The sequence below is a fragment of the Cellulomonas sp. P5_C5 genome (genome assembly GCF_054049655.1).
The window spans coordinates 301273-326784 of the sequence record NZ_JBFULY010000002.1 but is presented as its reverse complement, the minus strand read 5'-3'; the positions used below and the strand labels follow the sequence as shown (position 1 = coordinate 326784).

Here is a 25512-nt window from a genome sequence, read left to right as displayed (position 1 = left end):
CCACCCGACGAAGGGAACCGGCGTGCGACGACTGCGTGCTGCCTTGACGCTCACCGCGATCGCGACCTGCGCGGCTCTGATCCCCGGAGCGGCCAGCGCCGCCGACACCTCGAGCCTCGCGAGCACCGTCCACACCGCAGGCCGCGTCGCCGTCAGCGGGGACACCTGGCAGCACGCGTGGCCCGGCGTCTACTTCGAGGGCCGGTTCCGGGGCACGGGCGTCGGCATCGTGCTCGACGACACCACCGGGGACTACGAGATCTCCGTCGACGGCGGCGCCGCCACGACGCTCGTGACACCGGGCCGCACCACCCACCGGATCACGGGCCTGTCGAACGGCGAGCACACCGTCCGCGTGGTGAAGCGCAGCGAGGTGCCGTGGGCGACCAGCACGTTCGGCGGCTTCGTCCCGGTCGACGGCAGCGTCATCCTGTCCGCCCCGCCGGCGCGTGACCTGCAGCTCGAGTTCGTCGGCGACTCCTACACGGCCGGCTACGGAAACACCTCGACCAGCCGCGACTGCACCGGCGACCAGGTCACCCGGACCACCAACGCCGACCTGTCGTTCGGCGCCGTGACCGCCCGGGCGCTCGGTGCGGACTACCAGATCAACGCGTTCTCGGGCCGCGGCATGGTGCGCAACTACGCCGGTGGCGAGCCGGGCACCAGCTTCCGCACCTACTACGAGCGCACCCTCCCGTTCGTCGTCGACTCAGTGACCCCACCGGCCGGCTGGGACCCGGACGCCGTCGTCGTCGGGCTCGGGATCAACGACTTCTCCACCGCGCTCAACAGCAACGAGGCGTGGGCGACCCCGGCCGCGCTGCGAGAGGCGTGGGTCACCGCGTACCACGGGTTCATCGACACCCTGCGGGCGCGCTACGGGGCCGACACGTCCATCGTCGTCAGCGCGACCTACGTGTCCACCGGCACCGACCTGGCGGACCTGGCGCAGCGGGTCGTGCGGGAGGAGCAGGCCGCCGGCGACAGCCGCGTCACGTACTGGTACTACGGCAACGAGGGTCTCGACTACGCCGGCTGCCACTGGCACCCGTCGGTCGCCGACGACAAGGTGATCGCCGCCCAGCTCACCAGCCACCTCAAGTCGCTCCCCCTCGGCGGCGGGCCGACCCCGACACCGACGGCCACGGCCACCCCGACGCCGACGGCCTCCCCGACACCCAAGCCCACCGTGACGCCCACGCCGATCCCGACGCCGACGTCCGCGTCGAACGGGTGCACGGCGAAGCTCACGGTCGGCGGCACGTGGCCCGGCGGCTACCAGGCCTCGGTCGAGGTCACCGCGCTCACCGCGATCAGCCGGTGGAGGACGACCCTCACGCTGTCCACGGGCGGGGCGCTCACGCAGGCCTGGTCGACCGACGTCACGACGTCCGGCCAGCTGCTGACCTTCGCGAACGTGGCCTGGAACGGGACCCTGACCACCGGCCGGACCACGGCGTTCGGCTTCCTCGGCACCGGCACCCCGCCCGGGAACGGCGCGCTGCCCTGCTCGGCGACCTGACCGGCAGGAACACCTCGACGGCCCTGACCGCGACCCGCGGTCGGGGCCGTCGGTCGTACGGTGCTGGGTGTGGACGATGCGCTCGGGGTGCCGACGACCCCCGACGACGTCGTCCGCGCCGCCGCCCAGGCGGAGGACCTCGCGGCGCTGGACGCCGTCGTCCCCCGGTGCCGTGCGTGCCCGCGGCTCGTCGCGTGGCGGGAGCTGGTCGGCGTCGAGAAGCGGGCGGCGTTCCGCGACGAGACGTACTGGGCCCGGCCGGTCCCGGGCTTCGGTGATCCGGGGGCGTCGGTGCTCGTCGTCGGGCTGGCCCCGGCCGCGCACGGCGCCAACCGCACCGGCCGGATGTTCACGGGCGACCGGTCGGGCGACTTCCTGTTCGCGGCGATGCACCGGACCGGGTTCGCGTCGCAGGCGACGTCCACCGCCCGCGACGACGGCCTGACCCTCACCGACATCCGCGTCACGGCCCCGGTCCGGTGCGCACCGCCGGGCAACGCACCCACCCCGCAGGAGCGCCGGACGTGCGGGCCGTTCCTCGGCCGGGAGCTGTCGCTGGTCCGCCCGCGGGTCGTCGTCGTGCTCGGCGGGTTCGGGTGGCAGGCGCTGCTGACGACGCTCGCCGAGCAGGGCTGGGCGGTGCCTCGCCCGCGGCCCGCGTTCGGCCACGGCGTGGAGCTGGTGCTCGCCGGGCCCGACGGTGCCGAGCTGGTGCTGCTCGGCTGCTTTCACGTCAGCCAGCAGAACACCTTCACCGGCCGGCTGACCCCGGACATGCTGGACGCGATCCTCGTGCGTGCGCGGACGTTGCTCCACGCCTGACGTCACTTTGTTCGTCGGACTAAGAAAGTCTAGGCTGTCCCTCCTCGGCGATCGAAGGAGATGGCGTGGGCGACCTCGGCTACGTGGCAGGCATGACGTGGGGCTGGACCGGTGTGCGGGGGACGTGGGGCGGTCCGGACGCCGAGCGGTCCATGGACCTCATGGTCGAGCGGCTCGGCGTCAACTGGACCGCGATCACCCTCAGCGCCCTGCAGGACACCCCGCAGTCGACCCAGATCCAGTTCCGGGACCGCCCGACGGTCACCGACGACGAGGTGCGGTGGGCGGTCCGGCAGGCCAAGGCCCGTGGCCTGAAGGTGTGCCTGAAGCCCGTCGTCAACGTCCGGAACGGGACGTGGCGCGCGCACATCAACTTCTTCGACATCGACGTCCCCCCGGAGCCGAAGTGGTCCGAGTGGTTCGCCAGCTACACCGAGTTCATCGTCCACCACGCGCGCATCGCGGCCGAGGAGGGTGCCGAGATGCTCTGCATCGGCTGCGAGATGGTGCAGACGGACCGCCGCGACGCCGAGTGGCGCGCGCTGATCGCGGAGGTCCGGGCGGTCTACGACGGCCTCGTCACGTACAACTGCGACAAGTACCAGGAGGACCACGTCGGCTGGTGGGACGCGGTCGACGTCATCTCGTCGTCGGGCTACTACCCCGTCGACGACTGGGAGAACCAGCTCGACCGCATCGAGCCCGTCGTCGCCGCCTTCGGCAAGCCGTTCTTCTTCATGGAGGCCGGCTGCCCCAGCCGCGTCGGCTCCCCCGCCCTGCCCAACGACTGGAACCTGCGCGGCGCCCCGTCCGAGCAGGCGCAGGTGGACTGGTACGAGGCGGCGTTCACGGCGAGCGCCCGTCGCGACTGGGTACGCGGCTTCATGCTCTGGGACTGGCCGGCGAAGCTGTACGACGAGGCCGCCGCAGCGACCGACGACGACTACTGCATGTTCGACAAGGCCGCCGAGGGCGTGGTGCGCACCGCCTACGCGGACGCGCTGCGCACCGACGTCACCGCGCTACGACCGACTTCGTGAGCTTGTCCGAGAACGTCTGACACTTGCCGTCCCACAACGGCCACAGGTAGCCGAGGTAGAAGATGCCGTCGACGTGGTGCGCGACGTCAGACCGACCACCTTCTTGCCCCACGACTGCCCGGGGCGACCCGCGCGCACCCGACGGTTCCAGGCCCACAGGGCGAGGGTCGACACCGCGCAGACCCCGAAGACGATGCCGCCGACGGATGTCGGCTGGTCCGCGGGGTTGCCGTACCGGTCGACGCACCCATCGACGCGTCCGCCGGACCGGTTGAGCGACGGCGTCACGCAGTTGCGACGAGCGCCGCCTCGATCGCGCCGAGGTACCGCTGCGCGTCCGCGGTCCAGGCGGCCCGGGTCGCGGCGACCTGCCGCCGGTGCACGGGGACCCGGACGCGGTGGACGACCCGGGAACCGTCCGGCAGGGCCTCGACGTGCAGCGCCCGCTCCCAGGCGTGCTCGGCGACGACCGACAGCGCGCGGGTGACGACCGCGCGCCCGGGCTCCTCTCCGACGACCTGCTGGAACGTCGCGGCCCGCCCACCGTCAGGCGTCCCGGTGATCACGCAGACCAGCTCGCCCACCTCGCCCTGGCGGGAGCCGGGCACCGTGAAGCTCGTCGCGGTCGGGTCCGAGGACGCGAGCGCGACGGTCCGGGCGTCACGCAGGTGCGCCCACACGACCTCGGCCGGCACGCGCAGGTCGACGCTGACCGTGACGTCGACGTCGACGATGGCGCTGCCGTCGGTGCACGACGTCACGAAGGGCACCGCCTGCTCGCGCGGCACCTCACCACGCAGGAGCACGGCGATCCGGTCGAGGTGCTCGACGACGGTGCGTTGCACGATCGCCTGCACCTGGCCGGCGCGCAGCTGCCGCGTCTCGACGACGGCCTCCCAGGTCAGCAGCCCGTCGGCGACCGTCGCCGTCTCCAGGTGCCGGTATCCCAGGCTCAGCGCCCGGCCGGCCAGCCGGACCCCGTCGACGCGCTCGACCACCTGCTGGAGCAGCCCGGCCCAGGAGCCGTCCGGACGGCGCAGGACCATGCACTGCACCTCTCCGACGGCACCCGCGGGTGTCCCGGGCACGACGAACGTCCGGACGTGCGCGCCGCCGACGATCGGTCCGTCGTTCGCGGGGTCACTGATGAAGCGCCAGATCTCGGCCGACGGCAGCGGCACCGCGACCTGCTCGCGGACCCGGACCTGGACCAGCGGCAGCCGCTGCACCGAGCGCTGCCGCTGGTCGTCGCGCCACTTCCCGACGCCCGCACGGCCCCGGTCGATCCACGCGTCCACGTCCATGCTGATGGTGTCGACCACTGTGACCTGTTGCTTGAGGCCGGCTACGTGAGCAGCTCCAGGTGCGTCGGCACCCTCGGCTCGACGCGCAGCCGCATCCCCGCCTCCGCGGGCGTGCGGTCGCGCTTGTGGTGGTTGCAGTCGGCGCACGCGGCGACCGTGTTGAGCCACGAGCTCGTCCCGCCGCGGCTGCGGGGCAGCACGTGGTCGACGGTCAGCGCGCCCGCGGTGCCGCAGTACGCGCAGCGGTGGCCGTCGCGCGCGAGCATCCCGGGGCGCGACCACGTCGGCACGCCCGCCCGGTGACGCCAGCGCATCTGCACGTAGCGGACCAGGCGCAGCACGGCAGGCAGCGGGTACGGGCCGAACGTGCGGCCGTCGACCGCGACCTCGACGACCGCCACCCGACGGTGGAGCATGCGGACGGCGTGCGCGAGCGAGACGCGCTGGAGGGGCTCGTAGCCCGCGTTGAGGACGAGTACTCCCGCCATCGTCGACCCTTTCGGTGGTGCCCCACGCTGGAGTCGAACCAGCAGCCTCCGGCGTCGTAGGCCGGCACTCTGTCCTGTTGAGCTAGCGGGGCGGACGGGTGTGTGGTCGCGGGCGGAGGAGTCGAACCCCCCGAGGCGGGACCGTCGCGGACCCGCCGGCGACCTGCGCCCGCGGGCACCAGGGTGCGGTCCCGGCGGGCGGTCGGGCCACTGATTTCCTGGTCAGTCCAGCGTGATGCGCAGCCCGACGCCCGCGGCCGACGTCGCGATGGTGACGTCGAAGAACCGTGCGTGGTCGGCGGCGACGTGGTGCAGGTGGCCGAACAGCTCGACGGAGATCGCACCGATGAGCGACGTGAACAGGGTCGCCGACCGGATCGCGATGCGGGCCACCTCGGGGGGCACGGTCGTCGGGTCGGTGAAGCCGGCGGTGGCGAGGGCCTCGGGGGCCATCCGGCCGGTGGGGTCGAAGTCGGGTCCGGCCGGGTCGAGGGTGCCGTGGCCGTGCGCCGACAGGAGCAGGCCGATGATGACGCCCCACACCCGCACGGCCGATCGCACGGTGTCGTCCGGGGCGCGGTAGCCGCGGACGGGGGTGCCGTAGATGAGCTCGAACGAGTACGGCTGGTCGAGGGCCCACTGCCGCACGGCGCGCGCGACGTCCAGCCAGGTCTGCGCGGCGTCGGCCCCGTCGGACCGGGCCACGACCTTCTCCGCGACCTCTCCGACGGCGTCGTACGCCTCGATGATCAGCAGGGTGAGCAGCGCGTCGCGCGACGGGACGTAGCGGTAGACCGCCGACGACGCCATGCCGAGGTCGCGGGCGACGGCGCGCAGGCTCAGCGCGGCCGACCCCTCGCTCTCGAGGCGGGCGCGTGCCGCGGCGAGCAGCTCGGACATCACCTCGGCGCGCGCGCGGTCGCGGGCACCCAGCGGCGACCTCGTCGGCCCGGCCGTGGCGCGGTCGTCTGCGCGCGGCGGGGTCGTCTGCTCGGTCACGGACGCCAGTGTGCCTGCTCCGTCGGAAAACTGCGAGCACTGCTCTTGTCTTGCGTCGTCGAGTTGTGCGAGCATTGCTCACAGCAGAGAGCACCGCTCTCGTTTCGTCTGGAGGAGATCGCCATGACCCGTCACGTCATCGTCGGCAAGGGTGCCGTCGGCACCACGCTGGCCCACCACCTCGCCGCCGAGGGCAACGACGTCCTGGTGCTCAGCCGGACGGGCGGCACCTCCGCYGGGCGCATCACGCACGCCGCCGTCGACGCCACCGACGCCGACGCCCTGACCGCGGCCACCCGCGGCGCCGACGTCGTCTACAGCTGCGCGGCCCCGCCGTACCACCGCTGGCCCACCGACTGGCCCCCGCTGTGGGCGGCGCTGCTCGACGCGGCTGCCCGGACCGGTGCCGTCCTCGTCGCCGTCGGCAACCTCTACGGGTACGCGACGCACGGCGCCGTGATGACCGAGGAGACCCCGCTCGACAGCACCGAGCGCAAGGGCATGGTCCGCGCCCAGATGTGGCGCGACGCCGAGGCCCGGCACCGTGCGGGCGAGCTGCGGGTCACGGAGGTGCGCGCCGCCGACTACTTCGGGCCGTTCGCGGACTCTCAGGCGATGGTCGGCCCGCGGTTCCTCACGCCGCTGCTCGCCGGCAAGGTGGTCCGGACGATCACGGCCGTGGACCAGCCGCACAGCTGGACCTACCTCCCCGACCTCGCCCGTGCGCTCGTCGCCGCCGGCCGGACGCCGGACGCCTGGGGTCGCGCCTGGCACGTCCCGACCGCGGAGCCCCTGACCGTGCGTGAGCTGGGCGAACGGTTCGTCGCAGGGGGGCCGACGCCCCGGATCCGCCCGCTGCCGTCGGCGGTCGTGCGTGCGCTCGGCCTCGTGTCGCCGCTGCTGCGGGAGGTGGCCAGCGTCTCCGACCACTTCTCCGAGCCGTACGTCATGGACACGGAGGCGTCGTCGCGCGTGCTCGGTCTCGTCGCCACCCCGTGGGACGTCGCCGTCGCCGAGACGGTCGGCCGGACGAGTGTCGGAGGTCGGGCGTAGCGTCGGATCCCATGAAGTTCGGTGTCACCGCGTCCTGCGGATCCGCAGCCCAGAACATCGAGATGGCCGTCGCGGCCGAGGCGGCCGGCTGGGACGCCTTCATGGCCTGGGACGGCATCAGCGTCGGCCCCATGGACACGTTCGACCCGTGGACGGTGCTCGGCGCCGCCGCGGTGCGGACCAGCCGGATCACGCTCGGCGCCATGGTGTTCTCCCTGCCGCGGCGCAAGCCGTGGGAGGTCGCGCGCCAGGCCCTGACCGTCGACCACCTGTCGGGCGGTCGGCTGGTGCTGCCGGTCGGCCTCGGAGCCGTCGACGACGGTGCCTACAGCCGCGTCTCCGGCGAGACCACCGACGTCAAGGAGCGGGCGGCCCTGCTCGACGACTCGCTCGCGATCCTCGACCTCGCCTGGACCGGGGAGAAGTTCAGCTACGCCGGGACCCACCACCAGGTCACCGACCTGGAGTTCCAGCCCCGGCCGGTGCGCGGGACCATCCCCGTCTGGGTCATCGGCGCCTGGTTCGCGCCGCGGTCCCTGCGCCGGGCCGTCGGGCGGGACGGCGTGATCGCGATCCGCCGGGAGGACGGCTTCGACCCGTTGACGCCCGACGAGTGGCGGTCCGTGCGGTCCTGGGTGGACGAGCACAGCGACGGCCGGTCGGTGGAGCTGGTGGCCGAGGGCGTGCTCCCGGCGGACCCGGCCGAGGCCGCGGACAAGATCTCCGCGCTCGAGAACGCGGGCGTCACCTGGTGGATCGACTCCAACTGGAACTTCGACACGGTCACCCCCGACGGCCTTCTCGACCGGATCCGCCAGGGCCCCCTGCCCACGTGAGCGTGACCGTCGCGGACTGCGAGCGCGCCCAGACCAGCTGGTTCCAGCTGCGGTCCGACGTCCTCGGCGTCGACTCGTGGGAGGACACCGGACTGACCTGGGCCAACGGGGACCTGATGTTCCCGCAGGTCATCGACCCGGCAGCGCTCGCCCGCGGCGTGGAACGTGCGCGGGCCGGCGGCAGCACCGTGATCGGCGCGTGGCTCGGGCTCGACGTCGACCCCGCCCCGCTGGCGGCGGCCGGGTTCACCACGGGCTGGTCGCCGTGGTGGATGGCCGGCCCGATCGACCTGGGCGGTCTCCCCGCGGATCCGAGAGTCGAGCTGCTGGACCACACGGTCGAGCCCACGGGCGATGCCGCGGACCTCGCGATGGCGCGGCTGCGGCCCGCGCGCGCCTGGTGCGCCGCCGCCTACGACGACGGCAGGTTCGCGGGACGGGCGTGGTCCCACCACGTCGACGGGCTGGCGGGAGTGTTCGACGTCGACGTCTGGGAGCCGTTCCAGCGACGCGGCCTGGGGACCGGKCTGATGCAGGCCGTGTGCGCCGCCGCAGCCGGCGCGGGCGCCTGGAACGCGGTACTCAACTCGACGCCGGCGGGCCTCCGGCTCTACCGGAAGTGCGGTCTGGAGCTCGTCGGCACGGGCATCACGTGGTGGCTGCATCCACCGACGGTCCCCGGAGCCGGGCGCGGTGCGTCACACTCTCCATAGACACGAAGGAGCACCATGCTGACATGCCCGGCCTGCACGTCCGGAGAGCTCGAGCTCGTCGAACGGTTGGCGGACGATCGCCGCACCATCCGATGCACCGCCTGCAAGCACGAGTGGACCCGTGGAGAGTCGAAGACGTCGGCCCCCCTGCCGTCCTCGTCGGCCGACCTGCAGGCCCGATTCCCCGACCGCTCCGCCGTCGACCCCGAGCGGTGGGAGAAGGTCGCCGCGCTGGCCGCGGCGTCGCCGCCCACCGAGCCCGGGTACGACTGGTCCCACTACCAGCAGGTCTTCGCCCGCGACGAGGTGGCGGACTGCGACCCCCGTGACCTGCTGTCCTTCGTGAACGAGACCCCCGGTGCGACGAACGCGACCACCGCCTCGTTCAACCGCGCGTGGAAGACGATGGGCGAGCGCGAGGCGTCGGCCCGCACCCGCAACACCATCCGCTACCTGCTCTACGGGCCCACCACCGTGCCGCTGCCCGACCGGCTCACCCGGCTGATCCTCGGCCAGGGCGGGCTCGGGATGACCGGCTTCAAGGAGCCGACCCTGACGCGGGTGCTCGTCGCCACGGAGCCCGACTCCTACCTGCCCATCTCCACCTACGGCGGGGCGCGCGGCGGCAAGAAGGAGATCGCCCAGCGCGTCTACGGGCTGACCCTCCCGGAGGTCGCCAAGGAGCAGTTCACCATCGGCCGGCTCATCCTGTGGAGCAACGACCTGCTGGTCGACCTGGTCGAGGACGAGTTCGACGACCTCACCCAGGCCGCCGCGTTCCTCACGACCGTGAAGGTGCCCGCGTAGTCACTCGGTGCTGGCGCGGCTCACGGTGACTCGTCGTGCGGCCGCGTCAGCTCGTCGCGCAGCTTCGCGACAGCCTCCGGACCCAGCTCGAACCCCTGCGAGCTGCCCGGGTTGATCAGGATGCCCACGTCCGCAGGCATCCGCAGCAGCACCTCGCGCACGGGCATCGCGATCGCCTCACCGCCGAGCCGCCCCTCGTCCCGGAACCGCTGCACCGACGAGAACGCCACGAGGTGGTGCCCGCCGTCGCGCTGCACGAGAGCGGGGATGAACCCCTCGAAGTGTTCTCCCACCGGCCCGCCGCTCGGGACCGCGAGCTGCTCGTACGCGAACCGCGTCAGCAGCTTGGCGCCGTCGATCGTGCCGGGGGCCGCCGTGCGCAGCGCCTGGTCGAAGTCCTTCATGGGTGCTCCCTCGTCGTTGCGGGCGAGGTTCACGCTACCTGCGGTTCAGCGCGGAGCCAGCCGGAAGAGGGTCGGTGTCACGACGGAGATCCGACGGATCTCGAACCCCGTGCGTCGGCCGGCGACGTGCCGGGCCCACGCGTGCTCGCGGCAGAGCGCCTCCGTCGACCACACCTGCCCGTGCGGCCACCCCGGGGTGTCGAGCAGGACGCCCAGGACCTCCCCCATCACCGCGACCCAGCGCAGGTCCGGGCCGACGCTCGGCGGCTCCCCGATCGGGTGGGCGACGGCCCAGACGGTCGAACCGAGAACCGGCTCGTGGTGGTCGGCGGCGGAGTAGAGGCGGGTGGCGTCCAGGGTGGTGGCCATGGGTCCATCGAATGCTCCCGAGGTGGCATCCGCGTGACGTGCGGGCTACGCCGGGATGACGTCCTCGCGCTGGTCCGCCGGCGGACCGCCGTGCGCGTCCACCTGCTTCGGCAGCACGAACACCAGCACGAAGCTGACGATCGCCAGGATCGCGCTCACCGCCATGGCGTGCGCGGCGCTGTCCACGAACGCCTGCTGGATCTGCACCGGGTCCTTGCTGGTGATGTGCAGGGTGCCGAACAGGACGCTGCCGATGACCGCGATCCCGATGGCCGACCCGACGCGCTGCATCACGCTGATCACCCCGCTGGCGGCGCCCGCCTCGGACCGGTTGACCGTCGCGACGATGAACTGCGCGTTCGGCGCGATGAACAGCCCGCTGCCGATGCCCGCGACCAGCAGCGGCAGGAGCAGGTCCCAGTTCACCAGGTCCTCCGCGGGGACGAACCGCAGGATGAGCCAGACCGCCACGAGGCCGGCGGCCACCATCGCTGTGCCGACGACGAGCACCGTCCGACCCAGCCGCTGCGACAGCCGGTTGCTCTGCGACGCCCCGATGATGCTCCCGATCGCGAACGGCACCCCGACCACGCCGGACTCGAGCGCCGTGTGGCCCAGACCCGCCTGCCACAGCAACGAGATGGTGAAGAAGATGCTCGTGAACGCGGCGAAGTAGACGAGCGCCAGGATCGTGCCACCGGTGAACGCCGGGTGCGAGAAGAGGTGCGGCGGGACMATCGGGTTCTCGTCCTCGATGCGCTTCTCCCACAACGCGAACGCCAGGATCAGCAGCACCCCCGCCGCGAGCGTGACGAACGTCCACGCCGGCCAGCCCTTGTCCTGCCCCTCGATCAGCGGCACCAACAACGCGATCAGCCCCAGCGTGAGCAACGCCAGACCGACGAAGTCGTACCCCTCCTTGGCCTTCCCCGCCGCACCCGCCGGCAGGATCTTCGCTGCCGCGATCAAGGCGATCACCCCGATCGGGATGTTGACCCAGAACACGAGCCGCCACCCGTTCTCGTCGCCGAACGCCTCGATGATCAGCCCACCGAGGATCGGCCCCAGCGCCGTCGACACCCCGATGACCGACCCCATGATCGCGAACGCCTTCCCGCGCACCGACCCCGGGAACAGCAGCTGGATGAACGCCGTGACAGCCGGCACGAACATGCCGCCCGCCAGCCCCTGCACCACCCGCGCGATGATCAGCTGCAGGCTGTCCTGAGCCAGCCCGCAGAACAGGCTCGCGACCGTGAACAGCAGCAGGCCCGTGAAGAACACCCACTTGTGCCCGATGCGGTCGCCCACCCGGCCCGCCGGGATCAGCGCGATACCGAACGCCAGCGCGTAGCCGCTGATGATCCAGCTCAGCGTCGCCTCGCTCGCGTCCAGGCTGACCTGGATCGTCGGGAGTGCGACGTTGACGATCGTCGTGTCCAGCAGGGCCATGAACATGCCGGCCATGAGGACGATGAGCGCGTTCCACGCGCTGCGGGGCACGGCGGGGGCTTGGCGGGCAGGCTTGGTCTCGGCCACGTGCGTCCTTCGGGACGTGCTCGACGCGCCGCGTCGAACCGGGCAGCGCCTTCTCCGATCATTGCAGCGGTCGGTCGGTCGCGCCCGACCGGACCTGCTCGCGACTCGGCAGAGCTCAGCGCTGACAGCACCGCAGGAATGTCTCGGCCACGTCCCGCATCCGCGCCTCCTGGCTTGCGAGGTCGGCGACGGGTGCGACGAAGTCGATGGTGATGGTGACGTCCGTGCCGGCGGCGCTGGGCGTGAGGGACACGGTGCGGTCGACCTGCGTCGGTGCGGTCCGGTACCGGACGGTCAGGGATCGACCGACCTCCTGCGCGACCACCTCGAGCACCTGCACGAACGGTGGGTCGAAGGCGACGATGCAGATCTGCTCACCGACCTCGCCCGCGGGCGTGCCAGGCACGGTCGTCACGCACGCACCGTCGGGTTCCGCGAGCTCCACCAGCACCCCTCCCGCGGTGCGTACGGCGGTCCAGACCTCGGCCGGCGGCGCGAGGACGGTGCCGACGACGACCACCCGCACGGCCCGAACCTCGACGTGGTCGAGCACGGGCACATCGGACCGCCCGGCCGACGGCGGCTCACCCGCGACGTGTGCGGACATCCTCGCCAGTCGCGCGTCGAGGCTCGCGGCCGCGAGCGGCTCGTCGGCCGGGTCCGTCGCGCCCAGGACGTAGCTCAGCTCGCAGCTGGTCGATCCGCGGGGCTCGACGGTCGTGGTCATCTCGATGCCGTTGACCAGGTTGCGGGTGACCACCTGCCGCCCGTCCTCCATGGCGATCCGCTCCACCAGGGTCGCGGTGATCTGGTCGTCGCCGGATCGGGTCAGGGTGACTCGTCGTTCGCCGACGAACCCGGCCGGCGTGCCCGGGACCACGAAGGTCCAGAGATGCCCGCGGGCGGCAGTCCGTTCGAACAGCCGGGAGTCGCTGACCAGCTCCCAGACCTGGTGCGCCGGGGCCGCGATCAGCGCACCGCGCCGCACGTCCACGCTCGCGCGCCGCCGCCATGGCCACCGCCACCCCATCGCGTACCTCCGTCCTCAGTCATCGGGCACGACGTCGTCGACCTTGATGCGGCGCAGCGTTCTGTAACCCGCCAGACACACTCCCCCCGTACCGTCCCCCCAACGAGGCATAGACGCAGGCGTCGCCCGCACGCGACCCTGTCGTCCCGACGAGGTGCGCGAGGAGCGGCGGATGTTCGAACGCGTCGACCCTTTCATCGGCACGGAGGCCACGAGCCTGCCTCCGCAGCACGGGATCGCGCAGTCGTGGTGGTGGCCGAAGCCGCAGGTGGGCAACACGCACCCGGGTGCGACGTACCCGCTGGGCATGGTCAGCGCGTGCGCGTACAGCGGGGCGTACCCGACGGGGTACGGCCGTTACGACCTGGGCACGGAGGGCCTCCCGACGGAGCTGTACGACCGGCAGGTGGCGAGCGGCTTCACGCACTTCCAGCAGTCKGGCACGGGTGCGATCCGCAAGTACTACAACTACTTCCGCGTCACGCCGATGCTGCAGCCGCTGGACGACCTGGGCCAGCTGTGGGACGTCGTCGACGAGACCGCGGAGCCCGGCTACTACTCGGCGACTCTGGAGAGCGGGATCCGGGCGGAGATCACGGTCGGCCCGAAGAGCGCTGTGCACCGGTACACGTTCCCGGCGCACCGGGACGCGCGGCTGGTGATCGACTTCTCGCTGGGTGGCCTGTCGATCCCGCACGGTCGGACGGTGCCGCTGCGAGCGCACCTGCACTCGATCAGCCCGGGGATCGCGCAGGGCGAGATCGTCGTGGAGGGCGCTCCGCTGGCGATCCACGTGGAGTGTGACGACCCGCGCTGGCGGCAGCTGCTCTGGTACGACCGCCGGCTCATGCCGGGGGGGACGCGGCTGGACTTCGACCGGATCCGGCCGACGACGCTGCGTCCGTTCGGGTTGATGTGGGCGGGGCCGTCGGAACCCGGCCAGGTGGTGGAGCTGCGGTTCGGGTTCTCGCTGCGCGGCGTGGACCAGGCGCGGGAGAACCTCGAGCGGGAGTGCGGGCCGGGGCCGTCGAGCTTTGCGACGAGGCGTGCGGCGACGGCGGAGGTCTGGCAGGAGGGTCTGAGCAAGATCCGGGTGGACACGTCGTCGAAGGACAAGCAGACGGTCTTCTCGACCGCGCTGTACCACTCGCTGATCAAGCCGTGCCTGGCGCCGGACGAGTCGCCGTTCTGGCCGGCCGATGGGCCGTTCGCGTTCGACCTGGCGACGATGTGGGACATCTACCGGACGCAGCTGCCCCTGCTGACGACCCTCCTGCCGGACAAGGCCGTCGAGCTGGCGAACGCGCTGCTGTACATCTCCGAGGAGGAGGGCAACCTCCCGATCGGGTACCGGATGGCGCGCGGCGCGGACCAGTTCAGCCGGCAGGCGTCGGCGCTGGCGCACACGTTCCTGTCGGACCTCTGCCAGCTCGGGCTGCCGGGCATGGACTGGGACTGGGCGTTGGTGCACATGCACAACGACCTGCGCCGGACGTACGGCGAGGACTTCCTGCTGCGCGGCAAGGTGCACCCGATCAGCCACACGCTGGACCTGGCGTTCGGGTACTGGTGCACGTCGCAGATCGCGGCGCACGTCGGCGACCCAGCGCTCGTCGAGCAGTTCACGCCGCTGGCCGCGCGCTGGGTCAACGCGTTCGACGAGGAGACGGGCCTCCTGCAGGACTCCACCTACTACGAGGGCGGGCGCTGGAACTACTCGTTCCGGCTGCTGCACGACATGGCGGCACGCATCAAGCTCTCGGGCGGCGACGACGCGTTCGTGGCGCAGCTCGACCAGTTCTTCGGGTTCGGGGCACCTGCCGTCACGCAGCCGGGCGTCCGGCCGGCGATCGAGGAGATGGCCGCGGGTTACGCGCTGAACCGGTTCGAGGGTCTGAACAACGAGCCGGACATGGAGGCGCCGTGGTCGTACCACTACGCGGGCCGGCCGGACCGGACCGCCGAGGTGGTGCAGGCCATCGTGCAGAACCAGTTCGGCACCGGGCGCGGCGGGCTGCCGGGCAACGACGACTCCGGCGGGCTGTCGTCGTGGTTCGTGTGGGCGTCGCTCGGGCTCTTCCCGGTCGCGGGCCAGAACCTGTTCCTCATCAGCGCACCCGCGTGGCGCGAGTCGAGCATCGACGTCGGCGACCGGAACCTCACGATCGAGACCACCGGGTTCGTCGAACCGACCCCGGACGGACCCACGCAGTACGTCCACTCCGTGCACCTCGACGGTGTGCGGCTCGAGCGCACGTGGCTCACCGGGACGGAGCTCCATCGTGGCGGACGCCTGCACCTGGAGCTCGGCCCGACGCCGAGCGACTGGGGCACCACCGTCCGGCCCCCGTCCGTGAGCACCCACCCCCCGACCGCCGCGCTGCGGCGCTGAACCCAGGAGTCGCCGTGTTCCCGAACCGCCGTCTCGTCATCGTCGTCCGCGCCGACCCGGTCATCTGCGGGCACTCGGGTGAGGCCCGCAACCTCGCCGAGGCCGCCCTGCAGAGGGGTTTCGACGACGTCCGCATCGTCACGTGGCCCATCGACCGGCTGCAGGCGACCGGCCTGCCCCTCAAGCCCCTGGACGGCGTGCTGCCGTACTCGCCGGGGATCACCGTCGAGCGCCCCGAGCCGGTCGGCGACTACAAGGTTCCCGACGGCCGCTGGCTCGCGGGCATCGTCGGCCGCCTCGTCGAGCTGTTCACCGACGGGGTCCCGACGGTCGCGATGTCGCTGTACCTGAGCCCGCACTCGCTCGCCGTGGCCGACGCGGTGCACGTCGCGCGCCGGACCGGTCTGCCGGTGAACGTCACGACCGTCGCCGAGGCCGTCGGTTCCGACGTCACCAACGTGGTCCGCGCCTGCGTCGAGAAGGACCAGTTCGGCGCCGCCGCGCACGTGCTGTCCAGCTACCTGGAGCACGACGTGTGCCTCGCGGTCAGCGACTACACGCGCGAGCTGATCATCGCCGAGGCCGCCGCCATCGACGCGAAGCACGGCACCACGTTCGCCGCGCAGTGCCGCGAGCGCGTCTCCGTCTCCTACCCGGCGATCGACGTCGGCTCCTACCTGGACCTCGACGCGTCCGAGAGCGCCGCCGTCCTGCACAAGCGCGGCCTGACCGCCGACGGCTTCGTCCTGTTCCTCTCGCGCCTCGCGCACGCCAAGGGCGTCGACGACCTCATCGCGGGCTTCGCGCAAAGCCGCGGCTCCGACCATCTCCAGCTGGTCATCGCGGGCAACGGTCCCGACGCCGGCCGCCTGCAGGAGATCGCCGCGGCCTCGTCGGCAGCAGACCGGATCGTGTTCTTCGACGACGTCGACGACGACGAGAAGGCCCACCTCATGGCTGCGTCCGCCGCGTACGTGCTGCCGAGCAAGCCGCGCCCGGAGTTCGTCGAGACGTTCGGCATCGCGCTGGCCGAGAAGATGCTCGCCGGCGGTGGACCGATCATCACCACGGACACCGGCGGCATCGGCGAGGCGGTCGGCGACTGCGCACTCATCGTCCCCGTCGAGTCGCCGTCGGCGATCGCGGAGTCGCTGGACCGCATCCTGGCGATGTCCCCCGACGAGCGCGCCGGCTGGGAGACCCGCGCCCGCCTGCACGCCCTGCAGTTCGACCGCGGGGCAGTGCTCGACGCGATCCTCGACCGCGTGGCTCAGGTGTCGTTACCGAGGGTGCCCGCTCCGGCCTGGTGAACGGAACGCGCGCGACAGTCAGGCGTCGAGCGCGGCGAGCAGTCGGCAGAGCTCGCGTCGGAGGACAGTCTCCGGCGCGCAACCGGGGTCGCTGACCAGCTTCTGCACCGCCGCCTTCGCATACCGATGCTCGTCGCGGAACGGCCGCCTCATGGTCATCGACGACAGCTCGACGGGAGGCGTCACGGCCACGCGTTCCCCGACGATCAGCAGCACCATCCGGTAGAACCTCGTCTCCAACGGGAATGCGTACGCGCCTCTGAAGCAGTCGACCCGGCTGCTGAGCGCCCGGTCGAGGACGGCCATCCCCCGACTCACCTCGCGCCGGTCGGCGGCCGACAGGTCACGCGTGTTCAGCACCATCAGTACCTGCAGAATGGCCGACCGCGCGCCGTCCACAGCGTCGCTGCGGTGTTGGACGCTCGCGCCGACGACCTTGACGAGCGCGCCCACGACCGCCGCGAGGACTGTCCCGACCGCGACGACGTCTGCGACCGCAGCATCCCGCAGCCCGTCGGCGAACAGCTCCAGCACCACCGCAACAGCGAGCGCCGCCAGAGCAACGATCATCACGAGGTGAACGCTCCAGGCGACATCCGCTCGACGAGCCCGGCGATGGCTCGCACCCCTCGGGGCGTCCAGCATCGAGGTGCGCACCATGAGACCGAACGCCCCGACGCCGAGCGCGGTCAGCACGATCGACCTGGAGCTGAGCAGGCTCGCCGCGAGGAACGCGGCCACCACCGCGAGCAGAGGGATCGCGATCCGCTCGTCGTGTCGCACGAAGCGCCTGACACGCTGACGCGCCGACGGCGAGAGATCCACTCCCAGCCTCCACACGGCGAGGACCAGGAGCGCGAGAGCACAGGCGAAGCCACCCACAATCGACGGCACCGGCCACACGCTCGACTGGCTCAGCGCGAGGACAATGACCAGAGCTGAGACCACGGCGGCGATCCGCAGCGACCGGCGGAGTCGGCGCACCCTCACCGAGCTCGAGCGCACCACACGTCCGTCCTGGGGATGGTGGCGTGCGAGCAGTCGACGGGTCGGTGCAGCACGTTCTGCTTCGTCGACGATCTCGAGCACGGCCGAGAACATCTCCGGATTGCTGCTCGTAGTCTTCTGGATCATGGCTCCCCCGACGCTCCCTACGTCCGGAATGTCTAGCAGCGAGGTCTGACATCCATGGCAGCCGCTGCCAGGCGCACGTACCGTCGAGGTTCCATCCCCCGTCGTGAGGACCCAACCCGATGGCGCCCACCGAGCCCCTGATCTTCGTCCTGCACGGCGCCCGCGGTGATCTCGCGAAGCGCATGGTGCTCCCTGCACTGGCCACCCTGCAGCGCCGCGGTCTCCTGCCGGAGAGATGGGCTCTGCTCGGCACGGGCCGCACGCCGATCAGCTCGCACGACTTCGACGAGCTTCTGCGCGCCGCCGTCGCGGAGTTCGGTGACGACGAGGCCGCGGCGGGCGTGCCGGAGCTGACGAGGCACACCGCGTACTGCGGGGACGTCAGCGAGGACGACAGTGCCGACGAGCTGCCCGGCGAGCTCGACCGGCTCCGCGAGGCGCTCGGCGGCGACGTCACCGTCATCCACTACCTCGCGGTCCCGCCGTCGTCGTTCGCGCCGATCACCCGCGCGCTCAAGAAGGCCGGCCTGACCGACGGCATCCGCATCGTCTACGAGAAGCCGTACGGCACCTCGTTGGAGACGTTCCGGGAGCTCGACGCGATCGTGCACGACGCGTTCGACGAGGAGCAGGTGTTCCGGATCGACCACTTCCTGGGCAAGGAGGCGACACAGAACCTGCACGTCCTGCGCTTCGCCAACGAGCTGTTCGGGGGCATCTGGAACCGGCAGCACGTGGCCCAGGTGCAGATCGACGTGCCGGAGACCCTCGACGTGGCGCAGCGCGCGGAGTTCTACGACGCGACCGGTGCGGCCCTCGACATGCTGGTCACCCACCTGTTCCAGGTAGCCGCCGAGGTGGCGATGGAGCCGCCGCGACGGCTCGACGCGGCGAACCTGGGCCCGGCGCGGGAGGCCGTCATCGCGCACTTCCGCCCGCTCGACCCGGCGCACGACGTGGTGCTGGGGCAGTACGACGGCTACCGCGACATCGACGGCGTGCCGGACGACTCGACGACGGACACGTTCGTCGCCGCGCGGCTCTGGGTGGACACCGAGCGGTGGGCGGGGGTTCCGTTCCTGCTCCGGACGGGCAAGCGGATGGGCGCGTCGGCACAGCAGGTGACGCTCGTGCTGCGGACGCCTGAGGAGCTGTTCGGCTCCCCCGTCGGCCCCAACCGCGTGGTCGTGTCGCTGGCGGGATCGGGCGAGCTGAAGGTGACGACGACCGTCAAGCGGCCCGGCGCCTTCCTCGAGCTGGCCACCGGGACGGCCGACCTCGCCCTGGCGGACGTCGAGCCCGGCGAGTCGCTGCCGCCCTACGCCGGGCTGCTGGAGGACGTGCTGGTCGGCGACCGCACCCTGTTCACGACGGCCGCCGGCTTCGAGTCCGCGTGGACCGCGTTCGCCCCGCTGCTCGGCGACGACCGCCCGTCGCCCGAGCCGTACGCCGTCGGGTCCTGGGGGCCTGACTCGGCCGACCGGTTGGCGGAGCCGCACGGCTGGGCGCTGGGCGACTGAGCGTCACATGGCCGGTGCGGCGGTCACCTGGTCGGCGGGCGGAGCCTCGATGGTCACGGGGCCGCCCCAGTTGCTGAGCAGCATCTCGAGGTGCGTGCCGAGCAGGTCCAGGGAGAGCTTGCGGGGCAGCTGGTCGCTGCCGATCCAGTACCGGTAGGTGATCTGCGCGGGCATGTCGACCCCCGCCTGGTCGATGGAGGAGGAGAACTGCTCCGCGGTCGGCCCGGCGAGCTTGCTGGTGTCGACCACCAGGTCGTACGGCTGGGTGCTGACGCCGTCGATCTCCTCCTCGGGACCGGACGTCTCGACCGAGACGAGGGCCGGGAGCAGCGCCGCGAGGCTGTCGGCGGCGCTCGATGCGGACGTCGACTGCGCCATGGCGGCCGCCAGCGGGTTCGTGGTGTCCGCGGCGTCGATCTGCCAGAACAGGCCGCCGGTGAGCTCGCCCATGTTCACGTACATCTGGCCGCCGACGAGCCGGATCTCGACGGGAGGCGCGTCGGCGCCGCTCGTCGTCATGGTCAGCTCGGTGCCGGCCTCCGTCGCCCGCGCCTGTCCCTGCGAGGTCATCGAGGCGGGGCCCGCCTCCACGACCATCGACAGGTCGTACGTCTGCGCGGCCAGCATGGCGCCGGTGAGGTCGTCCAGGGTGTCGGCGGTCAGCACGAAGCCGGCGGGCTCGGCGACCGGCTCCTCGGTGGGCGACGCGCTCGCGGTCAGCCCGGCGGGAGGCGCTGGGGCGTCACCCGCGCAGGCGGTCAGCGACCAGGCGAGGACGGCGGCGACGGGAACGGCGAGGAGACGACGGGACACGCGCAAGGCTGACTCCTAGGTCGGGGCGGGGTCGGATCGGAACCAGGCGGTGCCCCGACGACCGGGAGACAGGCTGCCACACAGATCCGGACAAATCGTCCGTCGTGCGACGGATCCACGCCCCAGCCTCAGCGCCCGCACAGGATCGGCACAGCCGCGCACCGCTGAATGGAAGCCGTCCCACAAGGAGGGTTCCCATGTCTCAGTACGCGCTCCTCGCGCTCGACCTCGTCGCCATCAGCGTCCTCGCGTTCGGCGTCTACTTCCCCCGGCACCGCCGTCGCGACCTCGTCGTCGCGTACCTCGGCGTGAACGTCGGCGTCCTGGCCGTCGCGACGGCACTGGCCGGCAGCACGGTCGGCGCGGGCCTCGGGCTCGGGCTGTTCGGGGTGCTGTCGATCATCAGGCTGCGGTCCACGGAGCTCACGCAGCACGAGGTGGCGTACTACTTCTCAGCGCTGGCGCTCGGTCTGCTGGGCGGGCTGTCCACCACGCCGTCCGCCGTGAACGCCGCGCTGATGGTGCTGATCGTCGCGGTCATGACCGTCGTCGACCACCCGCGGATGCTGCGGCGGTACCGGCAGCAGACGATGGTGCTGGACTCGGCGATCACCGACGAGACCGCGCTCGTCGCGCACCTGGAACGCCTGCTGGGCGCGACCGTGCACACCGCCGTCGTGCAGCGCGTCGACCTGGTCAACGACACCACGTGCGTCGACGTCCGGTTCGAGCTCGCCGCCGTCCGGGAGCGGGTCGCGGCATGATGCCCATCGACCTGGTCGAGCTGACGGAACGCGCCTCGCTGCAGACCCGTATCGACCGCAAGTACGTGGTCCCGTCGGAGAAGCTCGCTGTCCTGCTCCGCGGCATCGAGCCCGGCGCCCGCGTCCTCGAGATCGACGGTGAGCGCGACTTCGCGTACGAGTCCGTCTACTTCGACACCCCCGACCTGGCCAGCTATCTCGGCGCGGCGCACCGGCGGCGCCGGCGGTTCAAGATCCGCACCCGCACCTACGTCGACTCGGCGCTGTGCTGGGTCGAGGTCAAGACCCGCGGCCCGCGCGGCAGCACCGTCAAGACGCGCCTGCCGTACGACCCGGACGACCGCGACACCCTGACCGACGAGGGGCGCCGGTTCGCCGACGACGTCCTGGACACCGGGGTGGCCGTCGAGAAGACGCTGGTCAGCACCTACCGCCGCACCACCCTGTTCCTGCCGGCCACCGCGAGCCGCACGACGATCGACACCGGCCTGGTGTGGACGTCGGCCCTCACCGGAGCGTCGCGGGCGCTGCCGGACCGCGTGGTCATCGAGACGAAGACCGGCTCGACGCCCTCGTCCACCGACCGGCTCCTGTGGCGCCACGGCCACCGCCCGGTCCGCATCTCCAAGTACGGGACCGGCATGGCCGCCCTGCACACCGACCTCCCCCACCACCCGTGGCGCCGCGTCCTCGACCGGCACGTCACCCTCTGAAGGAGCACCCTCATGCGACGCCTCAACGCGAAGATCCTGGTCCCCGCCGCCCTCGTGGCGGCCCTGCTGGCCGGCTGCACGGCCACGGCCGACGCGGCTTCTCCCGACTCCGCCACGGTGACGCCGACGTCCGACGCCGACGTCACCGTCGACCAGGCGATGGCCGCCAACACGGCGCCCGACGACGTCGACCTGACCGCCTCCGACGACGAGGTCGCCATCGACCTCGACGCACCCGCCGCGGCCGACGGAGTGACCGTCGACGGCAGCACGCTCACGGTCACCGCGGCCGGCACCTACCGGCTGAGCGGCACCCTCGCGGACGGGTCCGTCGTCGTGAACACCGCCGACGACGGCGTCGTCCACCTGATCCTCGACGACGCCTCCCTCACCAGCTCGACCACCAGCCCGCTGCAGGTGCTCGACGCCGACCAGGTCGTCGTCCACCTGGAGGGCGACAACCACCTGTCCGACACGACGTCCTACGCCGAGACCGACGAGGCGAGCGCCGCCCTGTTCAGCAGCGCAGACCTGACGATCACCGGCGACGGCTCACTGACGGTCGACGGCAACGCGAACGACGGGATCGCCGCCAAGGACGGCCTCGTCGTCGCGGGCGGCACCGTCACGGTCGACGCGGTCGACGACGGCATCCGCGGCAAGGACTACCTGGTGGTCACCGGCGGAACCCTCGACGTCACGGCGGGCGGCGACGGGCTGAAGTCCGACAACGACGAGGACGAGACCCTCGGCTACGTCGAGGTCACCGGCGGCTCCCTGGACGTCACCGCCGGTGACGACGGCATCGCCGCACAGACCGACGCGATCCTGGCCGACGGCACCGTGAGCATCGTCGCGGGCGGCGGGCACGACGCCACCGTCGCCGACGACGCCTCCCCCAAGGGCGTCTCCGGCACCGTGTCGGTGGTCGTCGGCGGCGGGGAGCTGCTCGTCGACGCGGCCGACGACGCCATCGGCTCCGACGGCGTCGTCAGCATCGCGGGTGGCGCCCTGACCCTCGCCGCCGGCGACGACGGCGTGCACGGCGACCAGGTGCTGCAGGTCAGCGACGGGACCCTCGACATCACGACCTCCGTCGAAGGGCTGGAGGCCGGGCTGATCACGATCGCGGGCGGGGACATCAGCGTCGTGGCGTCGGACGACGGCGTGAACGCGTCGGACCCCGACGCGACGGCCGAACCGGCCCCCGCCGACGGCGCGCAGGACGCGGCCGCGGGTGCGGCGACGACCGACGTCGGGCTGACCATCTCCGGCGGCACGATCGTCGTCGACTCCGGCGGCGACGGCCTCGACGCCAACGGGTTTCTCACGATGACCGGCGGCACCGCCGTCGTCAGCGGTCCGACGAACGACGGCAACGGCGCGCTCGACGTGGACGGCACGTTCGACGTCTCCGGCGGCACGCTGCTGGCGGCGGGAGCGTCGGGCATGGCGATGACCCCCGGCGCCGACTCGGCGCAGTCGTTCGTCGCGTTCACGTTCGACTCGACGCAGGCCGCCGGCACCGTCGTGCACGTCCTGGACGCCGACGGCACCGAGCTCGCCGTGTTCGAGTCGAGCAAGGACTTCTCGTCGTTGGTCTACGCGTCGGCGGACGTCGTCTCGGGCGACACGTACTCGGCCGCGACGGGCGGCTCGGTCACCGGCGACACCGTCGGCGGCCTGGCCGCGTCCGGTGACAGCACCGGCACGACGGTCGCGACGACCGCGACAGCCGGCGAGGCGATCGCCGGGATGGGCGGCGGCGGGATGGGCGGAGGCCCCGGCGGAGCCGGCGGCCCGGGCCGCCGCCCCTGACCCAGCCGCGAGCTGGTGGCGGCCGAACCCGACATGGGTGTCGTTCTGCACGTCGATGACGGCACTCATGTCGGGTTCGAGCGCGCTGCGGCGAGCAGCGGCGGCGCGCTCGGGAGCGTCGGGTCGACCGCGGTCGCGCGGCGGGTCGGCGGGTGGCGGTGCGGTGTCGGCGTGCGGTGGGTCGCCCGCACCGCGAGCATCGACCCATGGACGACGAGCGGGACGACGCGCACCGGGCGCCGCCGGGTACCTCCGACGCGGTGGTCGACGCCGTCGGCGCGCTCACCGCCGCGTTCGAGGTGGTCGAGCACGCGCGCGGGATGCTCTACGCGTTMCACCGGCTCACGGGCCGCGCGGACAACGAGCTCGCGGAGGCCCTGGACCAGCTCGCGGAGGCAGGGCACGCGGACCTTGCCGACGAGCTGCGCGCCGAGCTGGTCGGCCGCAACGTGCTGCCGGGCCGGTGGACGTTCCAGGTGGTCGAGGAGTACGACGACGAGTACTACCGGGTGTTCGAGGCGGCCGAGAAGCGTGTCCGGGACGAGCTCACGGGCGGTCGCCGCCACGTGTACGAGGCGCGGCTGAAGGAGGAGAACCGCACGCACGGCCGCCCGGGCCACGAGGCGACGCCGGACTCCTGAGGACGGCAGCAGCTCCGAGAACGTCACCTCTCCGCGAGAGCGTCACTCTGAACTGCCGGTCTCGCGGCGAGCTGACGTTCTCGCGCGCCGGCATCCAGCCGCCGTAGCTCAGCGGCCTGTGACCCGGGCCTTGCCGGCTGCCAGGTCGAACAGCCTCGGCAGGACCGTGTCGCCGGCGACGCGGAGGCCGTCGTGCAGGTGCTCGTTCGTGATCCAGACGTCGAGGTTGCCGACGGGCGTCGCCAGGGCGAGGTCGAGGTCGACGTACGGGTCGTCGTAGTACTGCACGGCCGCGACGGGGACCTCGTTGGCGGCCAGCCGGTCGAGGTCGTAGAGGGCGGGCCACTCGGTCCGGGCGGCGAGCGCCTCGGCGGCCGCACGGAACGGTCGCAGGGCGGCGTGCTGCTCGTACATCCAGGGGAAGATMGTCTCGCCGGTGAGCTGCAGCGGGCGCGCGTCGGGGTCGAACGTCGGCCACTGGTCGCGCTCGCGCTGCGCCGCCCAGCCGGGCTCGCGGTGGCCCTGGTGGTAGATGACCTCCTGCAGCACCGCGTACAGGGGGTTGCTGTCGAAGCCCGTCGCGCGGACGACCGCCCCGAGGAACGCGTCGGACAGGGTCCCGGCGGTCGTGAGCGCGGTGTCGAGCAGCCAGTGGACCTCGTCGATCCCGGTGCTCATCCCCAGCCCCTGGCCCAGCTGCTGGAGCCGCTCCACCGTGAACGGCTCCCCCGTGGGCAGGACGGTCGGGCGGTCGGACAGGAGGTCGGCCATGGCGCCCAGCAGGGACACGTCCGAGGGGTGCAGGCGCGCCAGCTCCCGGTTGCGTGCGGCCTGCCGCGGGAACGTGGCCGCGTAGACGGCCTCGGCGTCGACGGTCGCCGGGGGCAGCCCACCGGTGACGAAGCACCGGGTCAGCGCCGACGGGTGCCGCGACAGGTAGGTCAGCGTGAGGAACCCCCCGTACGACTGCCCGAGGGTCGCCCACTGCCGACCCCCGTACACCGAGGCCCGGAGGTGCTCGGCGTCCGCGACGATCGCGTCGCCGCGGAAGCACGCGAGGTAGCCGGCCGGGTCCGGCACGCCGCTGATCACGCGACCGTCGACCGGTGACGACCGGCCGGTCCCGCGCTGGTCGAGGAGGATCACGCGGTACCTCTCGAGCGCCGCGGCGATCCATCCGCCACCGAGCGGTCGCGGTCCCTGGCCGCCCGGCCCACCCTGCAGGAACAGCAGCAGCGGCAGGTCGTGCGAGGCCTTCTCCGGGTCCACCAGCTCGCGGGCGAACACCTCGATCGAGCCGAACCGGTCGGGTGCCGACCAGTCGACCGGCACCTCGACCCGGTGCTCGCGGACGGTGAACCCGGTCATCGCATACTCGCGCGTCACGCCCGCCAGCCTAGGCTCCGAGGTTGCGCGACGGTCCGGACGTCGCATGCTGGGGGCTGATCCCCGAGGAGACCACACTGAGCACCGACGTC

General features: G+C 72.3%; 24 protein-coding genes and 1 tRNA gene. 14 read left to right on the top strand and 11 right to left on the bottom strand.

Annotated elements, in window-relative coordinates:
* Positions 1 to 22: 22 nt before the first annotated feature.
* The 3 genes from ACXJKF_RS03355 to ACXJKF_RS03345 all read left to right on the top strand — a co-directional run bounded on the left by ACXJKF_RS03355 (position 23) and on the right by ACXJKF_RS03345 (position 3387).
* Positions 23 to 1525, top strand: a complete 1503-nt coding sequence (locus tag ACXJKF_RS03355) for a cellulose binding domain-containing protein (protein WP_456786321.1) — start codon at positions 23 to 25, stop codon at positions 1523 to 1525.
* A 69-nt stretch (positions 1526 to 1594) separates the two neighbouring features.
* Complete coding sequence (locus ACXJKF_RS03350; protein WP_456786320.1) at positions 1595 to 2347, top strand: uracil-DNA glycosylase; 753 nt, start codon at positions 1595 to 1597, stop codon at positions 2345 to 2347.
* A gap of 65 nt (positions 2348 to 2412) precedes the next feature.
* Positions 2413 to 3387, top strand: coding sequence for a glycoside hydrolase family 113 (locus ACXJKF_RS03345; RefSeq protein ID WP_456786319.1), 975 nt, complete (start codon positions 2413 to 2415; stop codon positions 3385 to 3387).
* Positions 3388 to 3671: 284 nt separating this feature from the next.
* On the opposite strand, the gene ACXJKF_RS03340 is transcribed toward ACXJKF_RS03345, so the two are convergent.
* The 4 genes from ACXJKF_RS03340 to ACXJKF_RS03325 form a co-directional block, all read right to left on the bottom strand.
* Positions 3672 to 4709, bottom strand: coding sequence for a hypothetical protein (locus tag ACXJKF_RS03340; RefSeq protein WP_456786318.1), 1038 nt, complete (start codon positions 4707 to 4709; stop codon positions 3672 to 3674).
* A 23-nt stretch (positions 4710 to 4732) separates the two neighbouring features.
* Complete coding sequence (locus ACXJKF_RS03335) at positions 4733 to 5179, bottom strand: HNH endonuclease (protein WP_456786317.1); 447 nt, start codon at positions 5177 to 5179, stop codon at positions 4733 to 4735.
* A 15-nt stretch (positions 5180 to 5194) separates the two neighbouring features.
* Positions 5195 to 5271, bottom strand: a tRNA-Arg gene (locus ACXJKF_RS03330).
* Positions 5272 to 5401: 130 nt separating this feature from the next.
* Positions 5402 to 6178 (bottom strand): TetR/AcrR family transcriptional regulator, encoded by a 777-nt coding sequence (locus ACXJKF_RS03325; protein WP_456786316.1) that lies wholly within the window; start codon positions 6176 to 6178, stop codon positions 5402 to 5404.
* Between the two features lie 123 nt (positions 6179 to 6301).
* On the opposite strand from ACXJKF_RS03325, the gene ACXJKF_RS03320 reads away from it, so the two are divergent.
* From ACXJKF_RS03320 to ACXJKF_RS03305, 4 genes are read left to right on the top strand one after another with little or no spacing between them, the layout of a single operon-like run.
* Positions 6302 to 7231 (top strand): NAD-dependent epimerase/dehydratase family protein, encoded by a 930-nt coding sequence (locus ACXJKF_RS03320; RefSeq protein ID WP_456786315.1) that lies wholly within the window; start codon positions 6302 to 6304, stop codon positions 7229 to 7231.
* An 11-nt stretch (positions 7232 to 7242) separates the two neighbouring features.
* Positions 7243 to 8067 carry an LLM class flavin-dependent oxidoreductase gene (locus tag ACXJKF_RS03315; protein WP_456786314.1) on the top strand — a complete coding sequence of 275 codons (825 nt, stop codon included), beginning with the start codon at positions 7243 to 7245 and terminating at the stop codon, positions 8065 to 8067.
* A complete protein-coding gene (locus tag ACXJKF_RS03310; protein ID WP_456786313.1) occupies positions 8064 to 8780 on the top strand; it encodes a GNAT family N-acetyltransferase in 717 nt (238 codons plus the stop codon). The genes ACXJKF_RS03315 and ACXJKF_RS03310 overlap by 4 nt, the downstream gene beginning before the upstream one ends.
* 15 nt (positions 8781 to 8795) lie before the next feature.
* Positions 8796 to 9587: a hypothetical protein gene (locus ACXJKF_RS03305; RefSeq protein WP_456786312.1), complete on the top strand. Its 792-nt coding sequence runs from the start codon at positions 8796 to 8798 to the stop codon at positions 9585 to 9587.
* A gap of 20 nt (positions 9588 to 9607) precedes the next feature.
* On the opposite strand, the gene ACXJKF_RS03300 is transcribed toward ACXJKF_RS03305, so the two are convergent.
* The 4 genes from ACXJKF_RS03300 to ACXJKF_RS03285 form a co-directional block, all read right to left on the bottom strand.
* Positions 9608 to 9991, bottom strand: a complete 384-nt coding sequence (locus ACXJKF_RS03300; RefSeq protein WP_456786311.1) for an SseB family protein — start codon at positions 9989 to 9991, stop codon at positions 9608 to 9610.
* A gap of 45 nt (positions 9992 to 10036) precedes the next feature.
* The gene (locus ACXJKF_RS03295; protein ID WP_456786310.1) at positions 10037 to 10360 is read right to left on the bottom strand and encodes a hypothetical protein; all 324 of its coding nucleotides are present in this window, start codon (positions 10358 to 10360) and stop codon (positions 10037 to 10039) included.
* A gap of 45 nt (positions 10361 to 10405) precedes the next feature.
* Entirely contained in the window at positions 10406 to 11899 is a 1494-nt protein-coding gene (locus ACXJKF_RS03290; protein WP_456786309.1) for an MFS transporter, read from the bottom strand.
* Between the two features lie 115 nt (positions 11900 to 12014).
* Positions 12015 to 12929: a hypothetical protein gene (locus tag ACXJKF_RS03285; protein ID WP_456786308.1), complete on the bottom strand. Its 915-nt coding sequence runs from the start codon at positions 12927 to 12929 to the stop codon at positions 12015 to 12017.
* Positions 12930 to 13101: 172 nt separating this feature from the next.
* Here ACXJKF_RS03285 and ACXJKF_RS03280 point away from each other — a divergent pair, with 172 nt between their 5' ends.
* On the top strand, positions 13102 to 15321 hold the full coding sequence (locus tag ACXJKF_RS03280; protein WP_456786307.1) for a glycoside hydrolase domain-containing protein: 2220 nt from the start codon (positions 13102 to 13104) through the stop codon (positions 15319 to 15321).
* Positions 15322 to 15335: 14 nt separating this feature from the next.
* Positions 15336 to 16631: a glycosyltransferase gene (locus ACXJKF_RS03275; protein ID WP_456786306.1), complete on the top strand. Its 1296-nt coding sequence runs from the start codon at positions 15336 to 15338 to the stop codon at positions 16629 to 16631.
* 18 nt (positions 16632 to 16649) lie between these two features.
* Here the strand turns inward: ACXJKF_RS03275 and ACXJKF_RS03270 are convergent, their stop codons facing one another.
* On the bottom strand, positions 16650 to 17765 hold the full coding sequence (locus tag ACXJKF_RS03270; RefSeq protein WP_456786305.1) for a hypothetical protein: 1116 nt from the start codon (positions 17763 to 17765) through the stop codon (positions 16650 to 16652).
* A 119-nt stretch (positions 17766 to 17884) separates the two neighbouring features.
* Between ACXJKF_RS03270 and ACXJKF_RS03265 the strand changes: the two genes are divergently transcribed.
* Positions 17885 to 19285 carry a glucose-6-phosphate dehydrogenase gene (locus ACXJKF_RS03265; RefSeq protein ID WP_456786304.1) on the top strand — a complete coding sequence of 467 codons (1401 nt, stop codon included), beginning with the start codon at positions 17885 to 17887 and terminating at the stop codon, positions 19283 to 19285.
* Positions 19286 to 19288: 3 nt separating this feature from the next.
* Here ACXJKF_RS03265 and ACXJKF_RS03260 read toward each other — a convergent pair whose 3' ends face one another.
* On the bottom strand, positions 19289 to 20098 hold the full coding sequence (locus ACXJKF_RS03260; protein WP_456786303.1) for a hypothetical protein: 810 nt from the start codon (positions 20096 to 20098) through the stop codon (positions 19289 to 19291).
* 197 nt (positions 20099 to 20295) lie between these two features.
* On the opposite strand from ACXJKF_RS03260, the gene ACXJKF_RS03255 reads away from it, so the two are divergent.
* The 4 genes from ACXJKF_RS03255 (at position 20296) to ACXJKF_RS03240 (ending at position 24034) form a co-directional block, all read left to right on the top strand.
* Positions 20296 to 20862: a DUF4956 domain-containing protein gene (locus ACXJKF_RS03255; RefSeq protein WP_456786302.1), complete on the top strand. Its 567-nt coding sequence runs from the start codon at positions 20296 to 20298 to the stop codon at positions 20860 to 20862.
* Positions 20859 to 21575 carry a polyphosphate polymerase domain-containing protein gene (locus tag ACXJKF_RS03250; protein WP_456786301.1) on the top strand — a complete coding sequence of 239 codons (717 nt, stop codon included), beginning with the start codon at positions 20859 to 20861 and terminating at the stop codon, positions 21573 to 21575. Before ACXJKF_RS03255 ends, ACXJKF_RS03250 begins: the two co-directional genes overlap by 4 nt.
* A gap of 12 nt (positions 21576 to 21587) precedes the next feature.
* On the top strand, positions 21588 to 23393 hold the full coding sequence (locus tag ACXJKF_RS03245; RefSeq protein ID WP_456786300.1) for a carbohydrate-binding domain-containing protein: 1806 nt from the start codon (positions 21588 to 21590) through the stop codon (positions 23391 to 23393).
* Between the two features lie 206 nt (positions 23394 to 23599).
* Complete coding sequence (locus ACXJKF_RS03240) at positions 23600 to 24034, top strand: hypothetical protein (protein ID WP_456786299.1); 435 nt, start codon at positions 23600 to 23602, stop codon at positions 24032 to 24034.
* A 108-nt stretch (positions 24035 to 24142) separates the two neighbouring features.
* Here the strand turns inward: ACXJKF_RS03240 and ACXJKF_RS03235 are convergent, their stop codons facing one another.
* Positions 24143 to 25420: an alpha/beta fold hydrolase gene (locus tag ACXJKF_RS03235; RefSeq protein ID WP_456786298.1), complete on the bottom strand. Its 1278-nt coding sequence runs from the start codon at positions 25418 to 25420 to the stop codon at positions 24143 to 24145.
* Positions 25421 to 25512 lie beyond the last annotated feature (92 nt).